This window comes from Herbaspirillum sp. WKF16, assembly GCF_028993615.1.
Taxonomy (GTDB): Bacteria; Pseudomonadota; Gammaproteobacteria; order Burkholderiales; family Burkholderiaceae_D; genus Herbaspirillum.
This window is the reverse complement of the sequence record NZ_CP118632.1, coordinates 4426199-4444877: the sequence shown is the minus strand read 5'-3', so window position 1 is coordinate 4444877 and position 18679 is coordinate 4426199. Positions and strand designations below refer to the sequence as shown.

The 18679-nt window shown below is 58.3% G+C and carries 17 protein-coding genes; 2 read left to right on the top strand and 15 right to left on the bottom strand.

What is annotated here, in order from left to right; genetic code table 11:
- Position 1: 1 nt before the first annotated feature.
- Positions 2-1735 carry a TnsD family Tn7-like transposition protein gene (locus Herbaro_RS20115; RefSeq protein WP_275011372.1) on the bottom strand — a complete coding sequence of 578 codons (1734 nt, stop codon included), beginning with the start codon at positions 1733-1735 and terminating at the stop codon, positions 2-4.
- Positions 1732-3132: a P-loop NTPase family protein gene (locus tag Herbaro_RS20110; protein WP_275011371.1), complete on the bottom strand. Its 1401-nt coding sequence runs from the start codon at positions 3130-3132 to the stop codon at positions 1732-1734. Before Herbaro_RS20110 ends, Herbaro_RS20115 begins: the two co-directional genes overlap by 4 nt.
- A gap of 410 nt (positions 3133-3542) precedes the next feature.
- Here Herbaro_RS20110 and Herbaro_RS20105 point away from each other — a divergent pair, with 410 nt between their 5' ends.
- Entirely contained in the window at positions 3543-4049 is a 507-nt protein-coding gene (locus Herbaro_RS20105; protein WP_275011370.1) for a DUF6471 domain-containing protein, read from the top strand.
- Between the two features lie 740 nt (positions 4050-4789).
- On the opposite strand, the gene glmS is transcribed toward Herbaro_RS20105, so the two are convergent.
- A complete protein-coding gene (gene glmS, locus Herbaro_RS20100; RefSeq protein ID WP_275011369.1) occupies positions 4790-6607 on the bottom strand; it encodes a glutamine--fructose-6-phosphate transaminase (isomerizing) in 1818 nt (605 codons plus the stop codon).
- A 192-nt stretch (positions 6608-6799) separates the two neighbouring features.
- Here glmS and Herbaro_RS20095 point away from each other — a divergent pair, with 192 nt between their 5' ends.
- On the top strand, positions 6800-7282 hold the full coding sequence (locus tag Herbaro_RS20095; RefSeq protein ID WP_275011368.1) for an Lrp/AsnC family transcriptional regulator: 483 nt from the start codon (positions 6800-6802) through the stop codon (positions 7280-7282).
- 72 nt (positions 7283-7354) lie between these two features.
- On the opposite strand, the gene glmU is transcribed toward Herbaro_RS20095, so the two are convergent.
- The 12 genes from glmU to rfbC form a co-directional block, all read right to left on the bottom strand.
- Complete coding sequence (glmU, locus tag Herbaro_RS20090; protein WP_275011367.1) at positions 7355-8713, bottom strand: bifunctional UDP-N-acetylglucosamine diphosphorylase/glucosamine-1-phosphate N-acetyltransferase GlmU; 1359 nt, start codon at positions 8711-8713, stop codon at positions 7355-7357.
- 62 nt (positions 8714-8775) lie between these two features.
- Positions 8776-10179: a glycosyltransferase family protein gene (locus Herbaro_RS20085; protein WP_275011366.1), complete on the bottom strand. Its 1404-nt coding sequence runs from the start codon at positions 10177-10179 to the stop codon at positions 8776-8778.
- A 48-nt stretch (positions 10180-10227) separates the two neighbouring features.
- Positions 10228-11319 (bottom strand): DegT/DnrJ/EryC1/StrS family aminotransferase, encoded by a 1092-nt coding sequence (locus Herbaro_RS20080; protein WP_275011365.1) that lies wholly within the window; start codon positions 11317-11319, stop codon positions 10228-10230.
- Between the two features lie 12 nt (positions 11320-11331).
- Complete coding sequence (locus Herbaro_RS20075; protein WP_275011364.1) at positions 11332-12294, bottom strand: 3-oxoacyl-ACP synthase III family protein; 963 nt, start codon at positions 12292-12294, stop codon at positions 11332-11334.
- Positions 12291-13289: an aromatic ring-hydroxylating oxygenase subunit alpha gene (locus Herbaro_RS20070; protein WP_275011363.1), complete on the bottom strand. Its 999-nt coding sequence runs from the start codon at positions 13287-13289 to the stop codon at positions 12291-12293. The genes Herbaro_RS20075 and Herbaro_RS20070 overlap by 4 nt, the downstream gene beginning before the upstream one ends.
- A gap of 67 nt (positions 13290-13356) precedes the next feature.
- Complete coding sequence (locus Herbaro_RS20065) at positions 13357-13986, bottom strand: NeuD/PglB/VioB family sugar acetyltransferase (protein ID WP_275011362.1); 630 nt, start codon at positions 13984-13986, stop codon at positions 13357-13359.
- 42 nt (positions 13987-14028) lie between these two features.
- Positions 14029-15099: a 3-oxoacyl-ACP synthase III family protein gene (locus Herbaro_RS20060; RefSeq protein WP_275011361.1), complete on the bottom strand. Its 1071-nt coding sequence runs from the start codon at positions 15097-15099 to the stop codon at positions 14029-14031.
- 51 nt (positions 15100-15150) lie between these two features.
- The gene (locus Herbaro_RS20055) at positions 15151-15894 is read right to left on the bottom strand and encodes an SDR family NAD(P)-dependent oxidoreductase (RefSeq protein WP_275011360.1); all 744 of its coding nucleotides are present in this window, start codon (positions 15892-15894) and stop codon (positions 15151-15153) included.
- Positions 15895-15950: 56 nt separating this feature from the next.
- Positions 15951-16184 carry an acyl carrier protein gene (locus Herbaro_RS20050; RefSeq protein WP_275011359.1) on the bottom strand — a complete coding sequence of 78 codons (234 nt, stop codon included), beginning with the start codon at positions 16182-16184 and terminating at the stop codon, positions 15951-15953.
- Positions 16185-16239: 55 nt separating this feature from the next.
- On the bottom strand, positions 16240-17010 hold the full coding sequence (rfbF, locus tag Herbaro_RS20045; protein ID WP_275011358.1) for a glucose-1-phosphate cytidylyltransferase: 771 nt from the start codon (positions 17008-17010) through the stop codon (positions 16240-16242).
- Between the two features lie 180 nt (positions 17011-17190).
- Complete coding sequence (gene rfbD, locus Herbaro_RS20040; RefSeq protein WP_275011357.1) at positions 17191-18135, bottom strand: dTDP-4-dehydrorhamnose reductase; 945 nt, start codon at positions 18133-18135, stop codon at positions 17191-17193.
- The gene (rfbC, locus tag Herbaro_RS20035) at positions 18132-18677 is read right to left on the bottom strand and encodes a dTDP-4-dehydrorhamnose 3,5-epimerase (RefSeq protein ID WP_275011356.1); all 546 of its coding nucleotides are present in this window, start codon (positions 18675-18677) and stop codon (positions 18132-18134) included. The genes rfbD and rfbC overlap by 4 nt, the downstream gene beginning before the upstream one ends.
- Between the last annotated feature and the right edge of the window lie 2 nt (positions 18678-18679).

Genomic DNA, 18679 nt, shown 5'->3' with positions numbered 1-18679 from the left:
TCTAGTTCCTTTGCTTCTTTGTCTTTGTGCTTCGCGCTTCAAGCACTGTTTGTTTTCTCAGGCCTGCTCTCCTAGCCAGGTCCCAGGTTTTCAGGCTCATATTTTTATTGCGGTTACGAACCCAATTGAGGCGCCGATTTATAAATCGTGGCCGGGTTTCATAAGATTCCTGTAGAACCCGAGCGCGTTGCAGTCCCCGTTGGGTGGACTCGCTGATGCCAGTGAGTGATCGCAATCGGTACAGAGATATATGAACAGGCCGAGCGTTACTGCGGCGGCATTGTGCGTTGGCCTCATTAAGAGCAGAGCCAAATAGCTTCAAGAGTTCGCCAGGCGCTCTCCGACGTGTACGCGGTCCTGCAACGGAAGCGGTCGGCCGGTGCAATTTCAGCCACTCTGGCGCCTTCCTGTAAAGCTGCATCCAGACACGCTGATGCAATTTTCGAAGTGCTGTATAACTAAGCCCGGGGCGGCTTTCGATAGCAGCTAGCCAACGCCTCTTTGCTTCCTCGGTTCTCAACCCAATAGCCTTGTTCTCGGGGTTAAGGTCATCTGCCCGGCCGCGAAGAATGCGGTAGGCCATGGTCTGGCTGATCCGAAACCTCTTCATCACATCGGCAGGACGCATTCCCTTGTCATAGGCTGCATTGATGGCGGAAACAAGTGCCGCGTCGTACTTCTTGGGCTTCGCATTAAATGGAATCATGTAGCTTGAGCAGAGGCAGGTTAGCTTCGCCATGTCTATGCCCATTGCCTTTGCCGTGGCCGTCAAGGTGCCGTGTTGCTCCATTTGCGAGGCAATCTCCTCCTTCGTGGGAGTTTTTGTGACACGCAAATTTTTCACGGCTGATTTCGTAGCTAGCCGAAGCTCTGACTCGGAAAACCAGACGAACAAGATGCACCAGATAGGGTGAATCCCTCTCTCTTCCCGAAGGAGAGAGCGAAGTGCGTCATTGATGTGCTTGTCGGACTGGGTGAGGTAGTCAAGACGCGCATCTGCGAAAGTTCTGTAAAACCTCTTGCAAAACCGCTGAGTAAATTCAGTCAGATGTAGCCGACCAGAATCGCTAATCCAACCCGAAGCTTTGAGTTTCGTAACCACTTCCTCTTTGTGATATCCCGATTGTTCTGCGCTCACAAGCATGCAGTGATTGATACGGTTCCCAAGTTCAACGTCATGATCAACCTGCGCTGGAGTTGCAGGCTGTTCGCAATGCTTGTCGAAGAGAAGAATTTGGGAGTGAAATCCTGCCAAGGGGAGCCGGTGCTCGGGGCAGTATTGAATAAACGGGGCTCCCATAAACCTGTGAATAAATGAAAAGCCGACCCGAGCCAATTGCTGCGCTTCGCATTCTGGGCATTTACGGTAGCGTCCTTCCAGGACGCCAAATATAGGAGGAAGACGGCACAGTCTCACGGGCCCCTTGAACCGATACTTCAATCGCCTCAACTGCTCCTCGAACTTCGTGCGGGGGAGCCCACAGCAGAAGAAGTGGTATTCCGTATGTTCGTGAACCCATTCATCGAGACTCTTATACAAATGCCCGACGGATTCATGAAGTGCGACGAGATTGCTCGGCATCCCGTCGAGCCCTCGTCTTTTACCGTAAAGCGCTTTATATGCGCCATCCATTGAATAGGCAGCACCGAAATTCATCATCCTCCATATGAATGCAGGAATGATCTCGCCGGACGGAAGGTCGGGCACTACGTGGATATCTGGATGGATATTCACTGAACCGCCTTTCGCGTTAGCGAGTACATCTGCTCCTTATACTTAGGCAAATGGAAGAACGATGGAAGGAAGTGATCCATATGGCTGATGAACTCCGCATCGGAAACGGCTTTTTTTGTTTCCGAGCTAGCGGTAGCGTCGCGCGCAGACTTCTGTAATAACAATGCCTTATCAAATATTTCCGTTACCAGGTCTTTGGTCACGAGACCGTTTAATGCCACATCGGGATTTCTGGCCAGATGCAGGTGTAATTTTTTAAATCCCGCCTTGAGCCAGCCACGTCGGCCGCGGGTAAGGGCGTGAGTCCAGAATGGCAGCATTGATGGCATCTGAATCTTTTTTGGGAGGACACCCAGAGACCAATGCCAATCATTGTGTTGATACCAAAGACCGCCTGTGTTGACGCGCTTATCGGCGTTCAGCTGTGGCCCCGAGAATGGATGTAGGAATGTTGTGTCTCCATCCAGAAGGTTTGAGCTTGTGCTGCCGTCCAGGCCGGTGACATGCATGAAGGCGCATGTGCCGGCTAAGACCAGCGGAATGCCTGTAGCCAGCTTGAGTCGCGCGAGGAATGACAGTACGGCAGCAGTTCCTTTATTGATGAATTTTGACGAGGCGCCGTCAATGACGATTGCGCCGACCATGCAGCGAATGCAAAAGCCAATGGCTGCATTGGTAGCAAGGTTGATGTCCGCTGCCGATAGTTGTTCTAGAGCCCTATGCGAACTATCAGCGGAGGTAATCTCGGCGCGTAGCTTTTCTCTCATCTCCGTTAAGAGCCCTCGCACTGTCCCACATGCGGGATAGGTGAGGATAAGAATGGGGATGATATGCACGATGGGCGGCTCATAGGCCCCACCTTCTATCCGGATTGTCTCGCCGGCCAGCATCTTGATTCGCTTAAGTAGAGACGTGGTTCCACACTGAGAGGGGCCGTACAGCACCATGCTTCGGCCCAAGTTCTGCACGCAAGTAGGTATTGGATTAAGATGGCCGCCTTTCCTGATGTACTCGTGGTTGTACCAATGTTGCTTGAACGATGGATTACTGAAGTCTCGTCCCCGCATGCTGGAGCGCATGTTGGCTGACAGTAAATGCACGAAGTCGCATTCTTCTTCAACGGGCCGATACGCAACAGCGTAATTTTCCACAATCGCCTCCATGCGCTTTTCCAGTGGAGCCGTAAGCAGCTCTGATGAAGTGTCGTAGGGGATCGCACGGTGGGTGAGGAGTGCGGGCAGTTGAGTTTCTGGGATGGCTTCTCTGAAGAAGCCCATCTCTTTCGACTGCAAAAAGCCGGGTGCCTGAACGCCGTTCTCGCTCTTCGGAGCTGTTGGGGCGCAAGTCGTCGTTGCAGGCTCCTGGACATTTCCTGTTGTCGCAACTTCGTTGTTCATAATTCGCGCAGTTGTAGTTCATTCCAGTTCCTCGTTCTGGCAGGGATGTCCCAACAGGTTGAAGAACGTAGTCAGTAACCCGAGAAAAATGCCGGGCCCCCACAAGTTGCAAAAATACGCGTTTCTCGATATACTAGATACCAAGATGGGGTAATTTGCATTTTTAACATTTTCATTGTTAAAAAATTGGGGGCGATATTACCCCACCTTTTGTCATCCGTATACTTTTCGATGGCAGTTTTTGCTCGTCCTCCCTTTCCACTATTGCTGCATATTTCGTGTTCTGATTGCACTAAAATATGATCGCAGCACGTGCGGCATCCTGCAGAGCTCCGCAAGATGGTTCGCCATAAACGGCAAACCATATGCCGTTTACGTTAGGCCAATTAAATTCAATTGCAAGGAAATTTGTGACAGCTGATGCTCAATGGTCGGCCCTGTCGTCTCGCGTCGTTCGTGTCGTGATGACAAGGAAAGATGTTGCCTACGATTTTGTGGCGCTTCGGCTGGCAGATGTGGGTATTAAAGAGACCAAGAGTGGCCTTGCATCTAGGTTGTCGCGCGGTCGGATCAGTTTGGTTCTCTTCTTGCAGATTCTGCGGATTTCTAAGGCAAAGGTTCCGCCACTATGGGCGGCTGCTCTCCAAAATGGCGAGGATTGGGAGAGGAGTGCGACTAGGATCGTTGAGTTGGAACTGAGTCGACGTCCTATGGTGACCATGGATGAGATGGTCCGGCGCGTTGTAGAGCTGGGCGCAGGTCCTGCAGGCCGAACACTGGCCACATACATTTTTCAGGGCACAATTTCTCTCGCATCCTTTCTTCAGTGCCTGGTAGTTCTGGGTAGCGAGAGCTTGGAGCTGTATATCGACTTTGAAGATATGGTCGCGCTTGTTTCACCCATGCCTGAGGTCTGACAGTGGAACTTGGGCTTGCGAATCAATGTTGTCTATCCTGAATTTAGATGGCAAATATTTTGCCGTTTAAATTTCGAGATATATGAAATTCCAAGACGTCGTGGCGCGCCTATTCAAGGCGATAGTTGGTGGGCAAGGCGGGCCTTTTCTCTTGCGCAAGCAGGCGCCGAGAAGTTGCATTTAATCAATTTCCTCGATGGCATATCAATTCCAGTGCTAGGAAAGCCTCTTGCAAACCTCACGAGGCACTTACATGTCTTGCGACTCTCCTTCGCGCTTATCGATTCCAGAAAAATAACTTCTCGCGGCTCGCTAGGGCATTCATTCGCGCACGCGCAAATGGATAGCGTGATGACCTTTATTACCGCGTGTACTGAGAGTGTTGCCTCGTTAGTTGTTCATTGCGAGGGAGGCTATTCACGCTCAGCCACGATAGTGGTTGCATCAGGGATGCTCCATAGAATCGCGGCAGAGCCGAGGTAGTCGACTTAGGCGAACCAGTCGGTAGTGAGCGTGATGATGAAGAGGTGGGTGGGGCCGGTTTCTGGAAAAAACGGCGAAGAAATGGGGGGTAAATTACTTGGGGATTGGGCTGAGAAAACAACAGGAATGAAAGCTTTTCTGACCGCTCTGGGCAAGGCTTTGAGGGCGGCTATGCCCAGAGTGAGAAAAGCAATTAACTAGGGTCGAGAAAAGCTTTCATTCCTTTGCAACAGTGCACTCACCGCTCCTTCCTTACCTCACTCCACCGTCACCGACTTCGCCAAATTGCGCGGCTTGTCCACGTCAGTGCCGCGCGCCAGTGCGGTGTGGTACGACAGCAGCTGCAGCGGCACCACGTGCAGGATGGGCGAGAGCACGCCGTAGTGTTCCGGCATGCGGATCACGTGCAGGCCTTCGGCTGAGGCGATGTGCGAGTCGCCGTCGGCGAATACGTAGAGCTGGCCGCCGCGGGCGCGTACTTCCTGCATGTTCGACTTCAGCTTTTCCACCAGCGCGTCGTTGGGGGCGATGGTCACTACCGGCATCTGGTCGGTCACCAGCGCCAGCGGGCCGTGCTTGAGCTCGCCGGCGGCGTAGGCTTCGGCGTGGATGTAGGTGATCTCCTTGAGCTTCAAGGCGCCTTCCAGCGCGATCGGGTAGTGCAGGCCGCGGCCGAGGAACAACGCGTTCTCGCGGCGGGCGAAGGCTTCGGCCCAGGCGGCGATGCTGGGTTCCAGCGCCAGCACGCTTTGCAGCGCGGCAGGGAGGTGGCGCATCGCCTTGAGGTGGGCTTCTTCCTGCGCTTCGCTCAACAGGCCGCGGGTTTGCGCCAGCGCCAGGGTCAGCAGGAACAATGCGGCCAGCTGCGTGGTGAAGGCCTTGGTCGAGGCCACGCCGACTTCCACGCCGGCGCGCGTGATGTAGGCCAGTTCGCACTCGCGCACCATGGCGCTGGTGGCCACGTTGCAGATCGTCAGGGTGTGCTGCATGCCCAGGCCGCGCGCGTGCTTGAGCGCGGCCAGCGTGTCGGCGGTCTCGCCGCTCTGGGAGATGGTGACCACCAGCGACTTCGGGTTGGGCACGCTGTCGCGGTAGCGGTATTCGCTGGCGATCTCGACGTTGACCGGGATCTTGGCGATCGACTCCAGCCAGTACTTGGCGGTCAGGCCGGCGTAGTAGCTGGTGCCGCAGGCCAGGATCAGGATCGAGTCGATTTCCTTGAAGACCTGGTAGGCCTTGTCGCCGAACAGCTCGGGCATAATCCCGACCACGCCTTCCAGCGTGTCGGCGATGGCGCGCGGCTGCTCGAAGATCTCCTTTTGCATGTAATGCTGGTAGGGGCCCAGCTCGACCGCGCTGGTGAAGGCTTGCACGGTGCGCACTTCGCGTTCGGCGGGCTTGCCGGCGGCATCGACGATCCATACCTTCTGCAGCTGCAGGTCGACCACGTCGCCTTCTTCCAGGTAGATGATCTGGTCGGTGGTGCCGGCCAGCGCCATGGCGTCCGAGGCGACGAAGTTCTGGCCTTCGCCGATGCCGACGATCAAGGGCGAGCCCTGGCGCGCGGCCACCACGCGGTGCGGCTCGTCGGCGCAGAACACGGCGATGGCGTAGGCGCCGGTGAGGCGGCGCACGGCTTGCTGCACGGTGTGGAAGAGGTCGCCGTCGTACATGTGGTCGACCAGGTGGGCGATCACCTCGGTGTCGGTCTGGCTCTCGAAGATGTAGCCGGCCGCTTGCAGTTCGGCGCGCAGCTCGTCGTGGTTCTCGATGATGCCGTTGTGCACCAGCGCCACACGGTCGCGCGAGAAATGCGGGTGGGCGTTATGCGTGGCCGGCGCGCCGTGGGTGGCCCAGCGCGTGTGGGCGATGCCGGTGAAGCCGGCCAGGCCGGTCTGGGCGATCTGCTGCTGCAGGTCGGCTACGCGCGAGGTGCTGCGCGAGCGCTGGGGTTTGCCGTCCACGTGCAGTGCGACGCCGCAGGAATCGTAGCCGCGGTATTCAAGGCGCTTCAGGCCTTCGAGCAGGATGGGAGTGACGTTTTGCTGGGCGACTGCGCCGACGATACCGCACATGGGAGACCTCGTTTAGGAAAATGTGAGGTCATATTAGGCGAGTAGTGATGAAATAAGATTTCTAAAAATGTCATATTTTGAACTATTATTGCTTGATAAATGAGTGATGCAATAAATAGTCAATGAATATTAATTTATGAATTTTTATTTCAATTCAATCTCTTTGATTCTCACGGATATTCGCCAAGTCTCATGAAACTGGAATTAGACGATCTCGACCGGCGCATCTTGCGCGCCCTGCAGGCCGATGCCGGCCAGACCAACCATCAGTTGGCCGAGGCGGTGCACGCGTCGCCCCCGACCTGCCTGCGCCGGGTCAAGCGACTGACCGAGGCCGGCGTGATCGCGCGGCAGGTGGCATTGCTCGATCCGGAGAAGCTGTCTTCCGCACTGACGGCCATCGTGGAGATCACGCTGGACCGCCAGGGCGAGGAGGAGCAGCAGGCCTTCGAGACCTCGGTCAGGGATGAGCCCGCCGTGCAGCAATGCTACCGGGTCTCGCCCGGGCCAGACTTCGTGCTGGTGGTGCTGGTGGCCGACATGCCGGCCTACCACGCGCTGGCGCACCGGCTGTTCGCCTCGCAGAAGAACGTGCGCAACGTGCGCAGCTACTTCTCCATCCTGCGCAGCAAGTTCGAGACGGCGGTGCCGATTCCCCCTGCGAGCGATCAATGATCGAAGGCCCAAGCGCAACGACCGGCCCGCGATGTGCGGAGCCGGCCGTTTCGCTTGCGGTGCGTGGGGCGACTATTTCTTGATCTTCACCGGACGCTGCCATCCCGCCAGCGAAAGCTGCTTGGGGCGCGACAGCGTCAGCTGCCCGGCCGGCGCGTCCCTGGTCAGGGTGGTGCCGGCGCCGATGGTGGCGCCCTTGCCCACGCGCACCGGCGCCACCAGTTGGGTGTCGCTGCCGATGAAGGCGTCGTCTTCGATGACGGTGCGGAACTTGTTGGCGCCGTCGTAGTTGCAGGTGATGGCGCCGGCGCCGATGTTGACGCCGTTGCCGATGTCAGCGTCGCCGATATAGGCCAGGTGGTTGGCCTTGCTGCCCACGCCGACGATGCTGTTCTTGACCTCGACGAAGTTGCCGACGTGGACGTCGCGGGCCAGTTCGGTGCCCGGACGCAGGCGCGCGTACGGGCCGACCTGGGCGGCGGCGCCGACCACTGCGTCCTCGATATGGGTGAAGGCCTTGATGCTGGCGCCGGCGCCGATGGCGGCGTTCTTGATGACGCAGTTGGCGCCGATGCTGGCGCCTTCGCCGATGACGACCCGGCCCTCGAACACGCAGTTGACGTCGATGCTCACGTCGCGGCCGCACTCAAGCGCGCCGCGCACGTCGATGCGCGCCGGATCGGCCAGCGTCACGCCGGCTTCCAGCAACTGGCGAGCGATGCCGCGCTGATGCACGCGCTCAAGCTCGGCCAGCTGCACCTTGCTGTTCACGCCCAGGGTCTCTGCCACGTCGTCAGGCTGGGCCGACACCACCTCCACGCCATCGGCCACTGCGGCGGCGATCACGTCGGTCAGGTAGTACTCGCCCTGGGCGTTGTCGTTGGACAGCGCCGCCAGCCACTTGCGCAGCCGCGCGGTGGGCGCGGCGATGATGCCGGTGTTCACTTCGCGGATGGCGCGCTGGGCGTCGCTGGCATCCTTTTGTTCGACGATGCTGGTGATCTTGCCGTGCTCGCGCACGATGCGGCCATAACCGGTCGGATCGTCCAGGGTGATGGTCAGCACGCCCAGCTTGTCGCTGCCGGCCGCGTCCAGCAGGCGTTGCAGGGATGCGGCGGTGGTCAGCGGCACGTCGCCGTACAGCACCAGGGTGGTGGCGCCGTCGTCGATGTGTGGCAGGGCTTGCATCACCGCGTGGCCGGTGCCCAGTTGCGGCTCCTGCCGGGCGAACGACAGGCCCTGGCCGTCGAAGGTCTTGGGCACGAGATCGCCGCCGTGACCGTAGATCACGCAGAGCTTGGCGGGCGAGAGCGAGCGGGCCGTATCGATGACGTGGCCCAGCAGCGGTTTGCCGGCGAGCGGATGCAATACCTTGGGGAGGGCGGATTGCATGCGTTTGCCCATGCCGGCGGCGAGGATGACGATGTTCATATGGGGGACCGTTGGGTGACTCAAGTGTCAATAAAAGAAAATCGGGGCAAGGGCCCCGATTTTCATTCGCTGTCGAGTGCCTGCAGTATATCGTTGACGATGAATTGCGCGCTGCCTTCCGGACGCGGCAGCAGCTGCCTAGTGATTTCCTGCCGCTTGGGGGCGAGCGGGTCGTTGCGCTCGACGCACAATTGCTCAAGATATTGGACTATCGCTTCGAAGTCGCTGGCGCGGTACATGCCCTCTTGCAGAATCTGTCCTATTTTGTTCATTGCGAAATGGCCGGGATTCTCCGACCAGATGAGGGGCTTGCCTGTCACCATATATTCAGCGAAGAACCCAATGCCGTCGGTGATCATGATGTCGGAAGCCCAAAACAAGGGGATGTAGTTGCCTCCCGTCACCATTGCAGTATTAGGGAGTGAAAGGAATTCCTCAAGATAGGCACGCAGATCTTCATGGGTGATCAATCCGAAAAAGACCACTTTTTCAAACAAGCTGGGATGCGGCTTGAGCACTATCTGCAAGTTAGGGCATTCGCGCGCCAACTGAAGAAAGTGCCGATAGTTGCTCATGAAGGTCGAGAAATTCAGCCAATCGGATTGCACGCTGTGATGCGGAGCCCAGATGATGCGGGTGGTATCGGGCAGCACTTCCATCGGCCAGCCGGCGTTTTCGCTTGTATTAATAATGCGATCCAGCTTTGGGGAGCCTGAAACTGCGACATTTCCCTTCGGCATCACCCACTCCCATGCCCTAGCTTGGAAATCGGTTTCGCAGTAGGCGCGCCAAAGATTTCGCATGAAGAATTCGTTGGTCTGTTCCGCTTCTAGATGCACAGAGCCGAAGCCATAAGACACATAGCACGTACGTGCGAAGTTGATCTCGTTGAAGTGGAACGCCGGCGGGATGCTGATTTCCCACGGAGATTGGCGGAAGATGATATCGGGGTTGATCACCTTGAGGAATTCCAGCTCCTGATTGGGGTCGTTGCTGTTAAAGCGAATTGGGTTGATGCCCAGTTGCTGCAAGCCCTTGAAATTAATTTCCTCTTCGCCGAACTTCTGAGTATTGAGAAAGTCCCGTTTGGTGGTAATGACGATGGCCTCGAACCGCTCATGGCCGCGCATGATCTCATAGATGTCATTGAGCGCGTCCCATGTCTCGACGTTGTGCACCATGAACACCACCCGGATGATGGGCTTATTCGCGCGGGACATGTTGCGGGCAACGATGTTGGTGACGCTCTTGATTTTGTGTAGAGTCGTATGCACCGGATGGAACAACTGCTGCATCGAGCGCTCGATCTGAACGCCGGTCTTGCTCTGGACTTCCAGCGATGAGCGAAGCAAGCCTACGGCCTGGCTTAACTGGCTTTCCAGTTTCTCGATGCGGGAGTGGCTGTCGTTCAGTTTATTTTCGAGCGCCTTGAGTTCACGCAGGATTTTTTCGTCGTTCTGGCTCATTGTCGTTTTCCGGGAGTATCTGGGGGCGGCGTCGGCCGTCCCGCAGAATCATTTGAAGAATTCCTTGATAGTGGCGCTCACACGGTCGATCTGCGCGTCATCCAGGCCTGGCCAACTGGGCAGCGACAGGCCGCGGGCAGAGATGGCCTCGGCGTTCGGGGTAGGCATGGCGCCCTGCGCATACATCGGGAAGCGCTGCAACGGCAGGAACACCGGGCGGGTCTGGATACCGCGTTCGCCGAGAAACGCCATCAGCGGGTCGCGCTGGGACGCTTGCGGCACTGCGGCCGATACCAGCCAGCCTGAGCTCTGGCTGCCGGGAATGTCTTCCTGGAAAGCGAGCACATCCGCCAGCGCTGCCCGGTAACGCTGCAGGATGGCGCGCTTGCGCTCGACAAAGCGTTCGAGTTTATTCAGCTGCGCAGTGCCGACGGCGGCCGCCAAGTTGGTCATGCGGTAATTGTAGCCGACTACCTCGTGCCAAAAACGGCGATCCAGCGGCACACCCTGTCCCTTGAGCAGCACCATGCGGTCATGCCAATCCGCATGGCGCGATAGCACTACGCCGCCCTCTCCGGTGGTGATGGTCTTGTTCTTGTAGAAGCTGAATACGGCGGCGTCGGCATGCAGGCCGGCCGGTTCGCCGTCGACGGTTGTTCCCAGCGCCTCGGCGCAATCCTCGATGACCAGCAGATTGTGTTCTTCCGCGAGACGCCGCAGTTCCGTCACCGGGCTGGCGTGGCCATAGAGATGGACCGGTACGATGGCGCGAGTGCGCTTGGAGATGAGTGGGCGTGCCTGCTGCGCGCCCATCTGCCAGGTAAGCGGGTCGACATCGGCGAACACCGGCGTGGCGCCGACGTAACGCACTGCGTTGGCCGTGGCCACGAACGTCAATGCAGGAACGATCACCTCATCGCCCGGTCCCAAACCGGCGGCCAGCATGGCCAAGTGCAGCGCCACGCTGCCGTTGCCCACCGCAATGGCCCGGCCGAAGCCGCAGCGTGCAGAGAAGGCTTGCTCGAATTCCTCGATGGGGCGATTGCTGTTGAAGCGATCAGGTGCCATGCAGGCGACCACCGCGTCGATTTCATCCTGGTCGAAGACGGGTTCGTAGATGGAGATGGGAGATGTGTTCATAAACGTCGACTGTTATTGCCAGGTGAGCAGCGAAATGCCCCAGGACAGTCCGACGCCGAAGCCGACCAGCACCAGCTTGTCGCCAGGCTTGAGCCGGTCTTTCAGGGAGGCCAGCACCATCGGTATGGAAGCCGAGACGGTATTGCCGATATCGCCCATGATCAGTGGGAAGCGCGACGCATCGATACCGATTTTCTTGCGCAGGTGATCGAGCATCCAGGCATTGGCCTGGTGGAATACGAACTGGGCGATATCGGCCTGTTCCAACTGGTTGTTTGCAAGGAACTCCTTGACCAGCGCCGGCACCCGCTCCAGTGTGAAATTGAAGATGGCCGGGCCGTCCATGCGAATGCGCCGGGATTGGTCGCCGTCGTCGGCCAATGCAGAGTTGCGCGCGACAAAGCCGTCGTAGCCGGCACCGTCGGTGCCCAGGACGATGGCGCCGATGGCGGCACCGGTCGGGTCGGCCGAAATCAGCGACGCCGTGGCGCCGTCGCCGAACAGTGTACGCGTGGCCAGATCGTCAGCGGCAAGCAGTTTGGAATAGGTGTCCGCATTGATGAGCAACACGCGTCGCGCGGCACCGGCATTCACCAGGGCGGCGGCAACCTGCAGGCCGTAGATGTACCCGGAGCACCCCATGTTGATGTCGAAAGCCGCGGTGCGGGTGGGCATGCCCAGCGCATGCTGCACACGGCATGCGCAAGACGGGATCAGGTGATCTGGGGTTTGCGTGCAGACGATCAGATGGTCGATGCTGTCGGCGGCGATATGATGGTTTTCCATCAGGGCGCGAGCCGCCGCCACCGCCAGATTGGAAGTCAGTTCGCCGCTGCTGGCCAGGTGGCGGCTGTGGATGCCGGTCTTGGAGACGATGCGCGCGGCATTCCAATCGGGATTCTCGCGGATCAGGTCTTCAGTGGTTTCAATTTTCTCCGGCAGCCATGCGGCGACGGCATTGATGTAAGCGGTCATGAACGGATCCCTGCGGCGCCGGACATGGCGCGTTCGTAGACATCGTGGAAGTGGCGGATACGTATCTCGTTGTCCCCTAGCAGGTAGGGGCTGCTGGCGCCGCGAATGCCGATCTGGCTTGTCTCCAGAACCTCTCGATCCTCCTTGAGCACGTCGTCCATGAATTGGATTGCGCCGGCGAGGAACGCGCGGCGCGCTTTCATATCGGCCGCCAGCAGTTTGCGCGTCGGATAGATCCGATAGTGAAGCATGGACTCTTGTTCATTGAGCGGGACGATGTTGCCGATGTAGTAAAGCAGCTCGTTGGACAGCGTGATGAACAGGTTGGGGAAAACATAGACATGCCGGAACGACGGCACGATGTCGGGGAAGGCGCTCAATGCCTCACGGGTAAGTTTTTCATCGGGATGGATGACGAAAGCGGAGTCGCGATCATTGAACGTATTTTCCATCCGGTTCGTCGAGGAGAAGCCGAGTTGGTAGAACGTATTGCTGTGAACGTGAGAGAGATGGTAGCCCTCGAGCACGTTCTCCACCATCAGCTTCCAGTTGCATTTGTGATGCATCTTGCTGCGATAGACGTGGTTGGCGTCAGGTTGTTCGCACCAGCCGAGCATCGCAGAAATCTCCTCACGGCGGACGCTGTCGTATTCACCCAGGAAGTGGAAGCCGTTCAGCGAAGTGGTCCCAAAGCGCTGCAAAGGTTCCGGTGAAAGATCGTCGGGGAAGCAGTTGCGCAACGGGATGAAGGTGGCCGATCCAGTGTGGTCGTAAGTCCAACCATGGTAACCGCATTTGAATTTTCGATTGCCGAAACCCGGTGGATCGATCAGGTTTGAACGATGCCGGCAGACATTGTCGAGCAGCACCGGGGCGTCTTCCTTCTTGCGCAGCGTCAGACTGCGGTCGCCCAGTTGGAAGCTGAAGTAGTCGTCGGGTTTGGGCAGATCCTTGTCGTGGGCGAGGAACATCGCGCGACCGAACAGCTGATGCATTTCGGCATCGAAAGTGTCCCGATGAAAATAGCGGCTGGGTTGGATAGGCATGTCCGTGGTTACGGTGTCAGGGCTGGCGCCGTTCTATCAGGCGCGCGGGATTGCCAAACACCGTGGTGTAGGGTTCGACATCCTTGACCACTACGCTACCCGCACCGATGATGGCGCCGTCGCCGATGGTGACCTTGGGCAAAATAGTCGCATGCGGAAAAATTGTCACCCCCTTGCCGATGCGCACATAGCCTCCAATGAAGGTAAAGGCGCTCAGCACGCAATAGTCGCCAACCGAAGCATCATGACCCAATAAAGCCATTCCCTGGAACAGGGTATGACGCCCCACCCTGCAATCGGTAGATACGCTGGCGCCGCCCAGCATGATGACGCCACCATTTTCGGGCAATTCGCTGGCCACGGTGGCTTGGGGGGCGATGACGTTGGCAAAGCGCGCGCCCGCACGTTCCAGCGGTTCGCTCAGCAGTCGGCGATTATCCGGATCGCCCACAGCGTTGACATAGAGCGCATCGGGCTTGGGTTGATGCCCGTCAATCTTGCCCAGGATGGTGGGGCCGGTCTTGTTGTTATCGAGGAAGCCCTTGATGTCGTAAGCAATCCCTTGGGCGCGGATCAGTCCGTCGAGCTCGCGCGCGAAGCCCCCGGCACCGACCAGGATCAGCGAAGGATGCGATGCTGTATTCATTTGAGTCGGTTTCATTTTTGTAACGGGTCGCTGCCGAACTGCTCAACCGGCGTAGACGGCGTCGTTTTCGATTATTTTCAAATAGCAGTCCGCCGGCAGGCGCGTCATTACCGAGCCCCACGACAAGCCGACGCCGAAACCGCACATCAGCACATTGCTATCGGCTTTGTTGAGCTTGTCGGCATTGAGGCTGAGCGTCAGGGGGACCGAGCCAGATGCACCGTTGCCGAAGTCCTTGAGACTGGACAGCATCTTTTCGCGAGACGCGCCGATTTTCACGCGGATCGTATCGTTGATGATCTTGTTGGCCTGGTGCAGCACGAAGAAATCAACGTCGTCGACGCCGGACTTGTGCTCCTGGAGCAAAGTGTTGATCGAATTGGGGGCTTCACGAATGGCGAAATTGAAGATCTCGGGGCCGTCCAACGCCAGTTGCATGGAGTTGCGCTTGATGCCGTCGCCCAGCTCGACAGGTTCCAGCAGTTCCGGCGTCAAGCGCAGGCGCGAGGAGAATCCGCCGGTCGGGACCATGATGGCCTGGTATCCGGCGCCGTCGTTCATCAGGTGGAAATGCATGGGGGCTGCGGCATCATCAAGTTCCATGGCGGTCGCCGTGCCGGCGTCGCTGAACAGGGGCCAGGCGCTCTTGTCCGTGTAGGCGCATCCTTTGGTGGAGGCATCGCCCACTACCAGCAACGCACGCTTGATCGACATTGTGCGCATCATGCTCGCCACGATGGACAGGCCGAATGGATATGCCGAGCAGCCAAGGTTGACGTCAAAGCTGATGCAATTTTGCGGCAGGCCAAGCTTGTTCTGCATGACGATGCTGGTGGCCGGAACCGGGTAGTCGGGCGACTGGGTAATCAACACCATCAACCCGATATCGGCTTTGTCCCAGCCCACGCCTCGCAGCACATCGTCCACCGCGAAGGAGCACAGGTCGGAGGCGCATTGTTCTTCGGCGGAAATACGGTGCGCCTCGATGCCGGTGACCTTCGCAAAGCGCGCACGTTCGTCCGGGGTGAGCATTTCGTAGTCAGCGCTCTTGGCGACCGTGGTAGGGACACAGGTGGAGACGCCACGGATGGCAACGCCTGGAATGCTGTACATGTTCAATCTCCTAGGGCCTGCAAGCACGCGCTCCGGCCGGACTTGGGCGGTTCAGTACTGGAAGGACCGGCCGCCGTCGATGGTGATGGTTTGTCCCGTGATGAACGAGCTCGAGTCCGAGAGCAGGAATGTCACCAGGTCAGCTACTTCGCGCGCGGTCGCGTAACGTTTGCCCAACGGATAGGTTCTCTTGTCTGCTTCGATGGTTTCGTTCGACAGGAAGTCTTCAGTTCGATCAGCCATTTCAGTGGCGACCATGGCAGGCGCCACGCTATTGACTCGAATCCCGCGCGTGGACAGTTCGGTGGCCAAGGACATGGTTGCGCCGGTCAGGCCTGCCTTGCTGATGCTGTAGGCGAGCAATCCCTTGATGACGACCGATGTGCCGGTAATCGAGGACAGGAAGACGATTGAGCCGCGGTCGCGCATTTTCTTCGCATTGCAGATATCCACGGCCAGCAGCGTCGGGCTGATCAGATTGATCGCCAGTGTCTCGTCGAAGATCTCGCGTTTGAGATATTTGACGGGATTGTTGTGAGCCACTCCTGCCGACATCACGACGCCGTCGATGGTGGGCAGTTTGGCCACCAGGTCCTTAAGGTTGTCGGTATCGGCAAGGTTGAAGGCGATTCCTTCGAAACGCTCGCCATATTCGTCCCGCAATCTGGCCAGTCGTTCCTCATTGCGTCCCACGCCGATGACGCGGGCGCCAGCCTCCAGCAAGCGTGTTACGCAAGTCTTGCCGATCCCGGAGGTAGCCCCCGTGACCAGCAGGATTTTGTCTTTGCAATCCATGGTGTTGAGCTGTAGGTGTCAACGATCTTGCTTCTTGAGCAAAATCGGTCAATTCCTTACTTCTTCTGGCGCGATTGAACCACGCTGTAGAGATCGGTGACGGTGGACGCGTTCTTGATGTCATCGCCGTTGATGGTGGCGCCGAACTTGGCGTCGGACATTGCGATGACCACCAGCACTGCCAGCGAATCCCAGATTTCCAGATCTTTGAAGACGGTATCGCCATTGACCAGTTGCGGATCGACTTCGATTGCGTCAGCGAATTCGGCGGAGAATGCTTCGATGTTCATATTGAACCTTAGATAAGAAATTTCAGTATTGGTGAAACACGTGCTGGCCGCGACGTCAATCCCACTTCTTCCAGGGGGCTTTGCCGTCCTGCCACAAGGCTTCCAGATTGGTCTTGTCCCGCAACGTATCCATCGGTTGCCAGAAGCCACGGTGGAAATGCACCCTCAGGTTGTCCTGCTGGGCCAGTTGTTCGATGGGCTCTTGTTCCCATACAGTTGAATCATCGGCGATGTAGTCGATTACTTTAGGCGATAACACGAAGAAGCCGGCGTTGATCCAGCCGCTCTCATCGACCGGTTTTTCCTTGAAGCTCAGCACTTTGTCGTCTTCGATCTTGAGCGCGCCGAAGCGGCCCGGAGGCTGGGACGCGGTTACCGTGGCCAGCTTGCCGTGCGATTTGTGATAGCGGATGGCCGCACTGATGTCGACATCCCCCACGCCATCGCCATAGGTGAAGCAGAAATCCTCGTCGCCGATGAATTGCCGCACACGCTTCAAGCGGCCGCCGGTCATGGTGTCCTGGCCGGTATCGATCAGCGTCACCTTCCATGGCGGGGTATGACGTTCGTGGACTTCCAGCGCATTGGTGGACAGGTCGACGGTGATGTCCGAGTTGTGCAGGAAGTAATTGGCGAAATATTCCTTGATCATGTAGCCGCGATAGCCGCAGCACACCACGAACTCGGTCAGGCCGTGTGCGGCGTAGATCTGCATGATGTGCCACAGCACCGGCTTGCCGCCGATTTCGACCATGGGTTTTGGACGCAATGCGGTCTCTTCGCTGATTCTGGTGCCCAGCCCGCCTGCAAGAATGACGACTTTCATGTGCGTTGATTGTATTTCATTCGATAAGATCCGCCACCGGCCTCTCCGGCTGTGTTGATCCAACGCAATTGGAACACGAAACGGCTCGTCTTCATACTCGGATCAGCAGGGAAAATGCCGTGCATTCCATGCATTGATATTTCTCTTTGGAAATTTATCTGCGGCGCCTCTGCCGCTGTTTCACTCCGGCAGGTGTCCGCCGCCCGCGAGGTCATGACGTCTGACCATGTCGTTCAGGCAACAGAGTACATCTTTTTCCCATGGCGCAAGCGTCACCTGCAGCGTATCGGATAATTTATCGCAGCACAGTCGCGAATTGAGGGGGCGCGCCGGAGGCGGTGGAAACGCGGAACTTGGCACGGCTACGATATCGGCTGGGCTGCTGATTTTCATCGGCACGCCCAGCCTGTGCAATTCGGTGGCGATCAGTACGGCATAGCCATGCCACGAGGTGGCGCCGGCCGCGCTCAGGTGATAGAGCCCGCTGGTGGCGCCAATCCTGTCCGGCCCGCCACTGTCCAGCAGGCCGCAACAGATATCTGCGATGGTGGCTGCCCCGGTAGGGGCGCCGATCTGGTCGTCGACGATGCTGAGCCTGTCTTGCCGCTGCAGCAGCCTGATTACCGTCTTCATGAAGTTGTTGCCGTGCAGGCTGTATACCCAGCTGGTGCGGAAGATCCAGTGCGCGGCACCGGAGGCCTCGATGGCCAGCTCGCCATCACGTTTGGTCGCCCCGTATACGTTCAGTGGATGGGGATCCGAGTTCTCGGTGTAGGGCTTCGAGGCGCGACCATCGAATACGTAATCGGTCGAGTAGTGAATCAGGGCAATGCCGGAGCGCCGCGCTTCTTCCGCCATGACTGCCGGGGCTTCGGCATTGGCCGCGCGCGCGGCGGCAGGCGCTTCCTCTGCGGCTGCTACCGCCGTCCAGGCGGCGGCATTGATGATCAACGCCGGACGGAAATCTCGAATGGCGTCGCGCAGTCTTCGGGCATGCGCGATATCCAGTTGCGTCCGATTGGGGGCAAACAACTCTACCGCGTCTCCCATGGCCAAAAAGCGGGTTCGAAGCTCGCCTCCGATTTGTCCGCTGGCCCCGGTCAACATGATCCGCAGCGCCGTCATGGAAATACCTCCGCCTCGGCCAGCGGCATGCCCTTGCGATCCTTTTCCGACAGCACCGGAGGGGTGTCCAGTTTCCAATCCGCGCCGATGCGGGGATCATTCCAGCATATGCAGCGCTCGTGTTCTGGCGCCCAATAGTCCGTGGTTTTGTAGAGCACCTCGGCCTCGGGACTCAGTACTGAATAGCCGTGGGCAAAACCGGGCGGCACCCAGAGTTGAAGCCGGTTGGCCTCGCTCAGTTCCACCCCGTGCCACTGCCCGAAGCTTGGCGAGCCGCGCCGGATGTCGACGGTGACGTCCCACACCGCGCCGCGCACCACGCGCACCAGCTTGCCCTGGGGATGGCGGACTTGATAGTGCAGTCCGCGCAGTACGCCGCGTGCCGAATGCGCATGGTTGTCCTGGACGAAATGAACGTCGATGCCCGTCTGCTCCTGGAACTGCCGTGCATTGAAGCTTTCATAAAAGGAGCCGCGCGCGTCGCTGAAGATACGCGGCTCGATCAGGAGCAGGCCGGGAAGGGGGAGGGGGGAAATGTGCATGT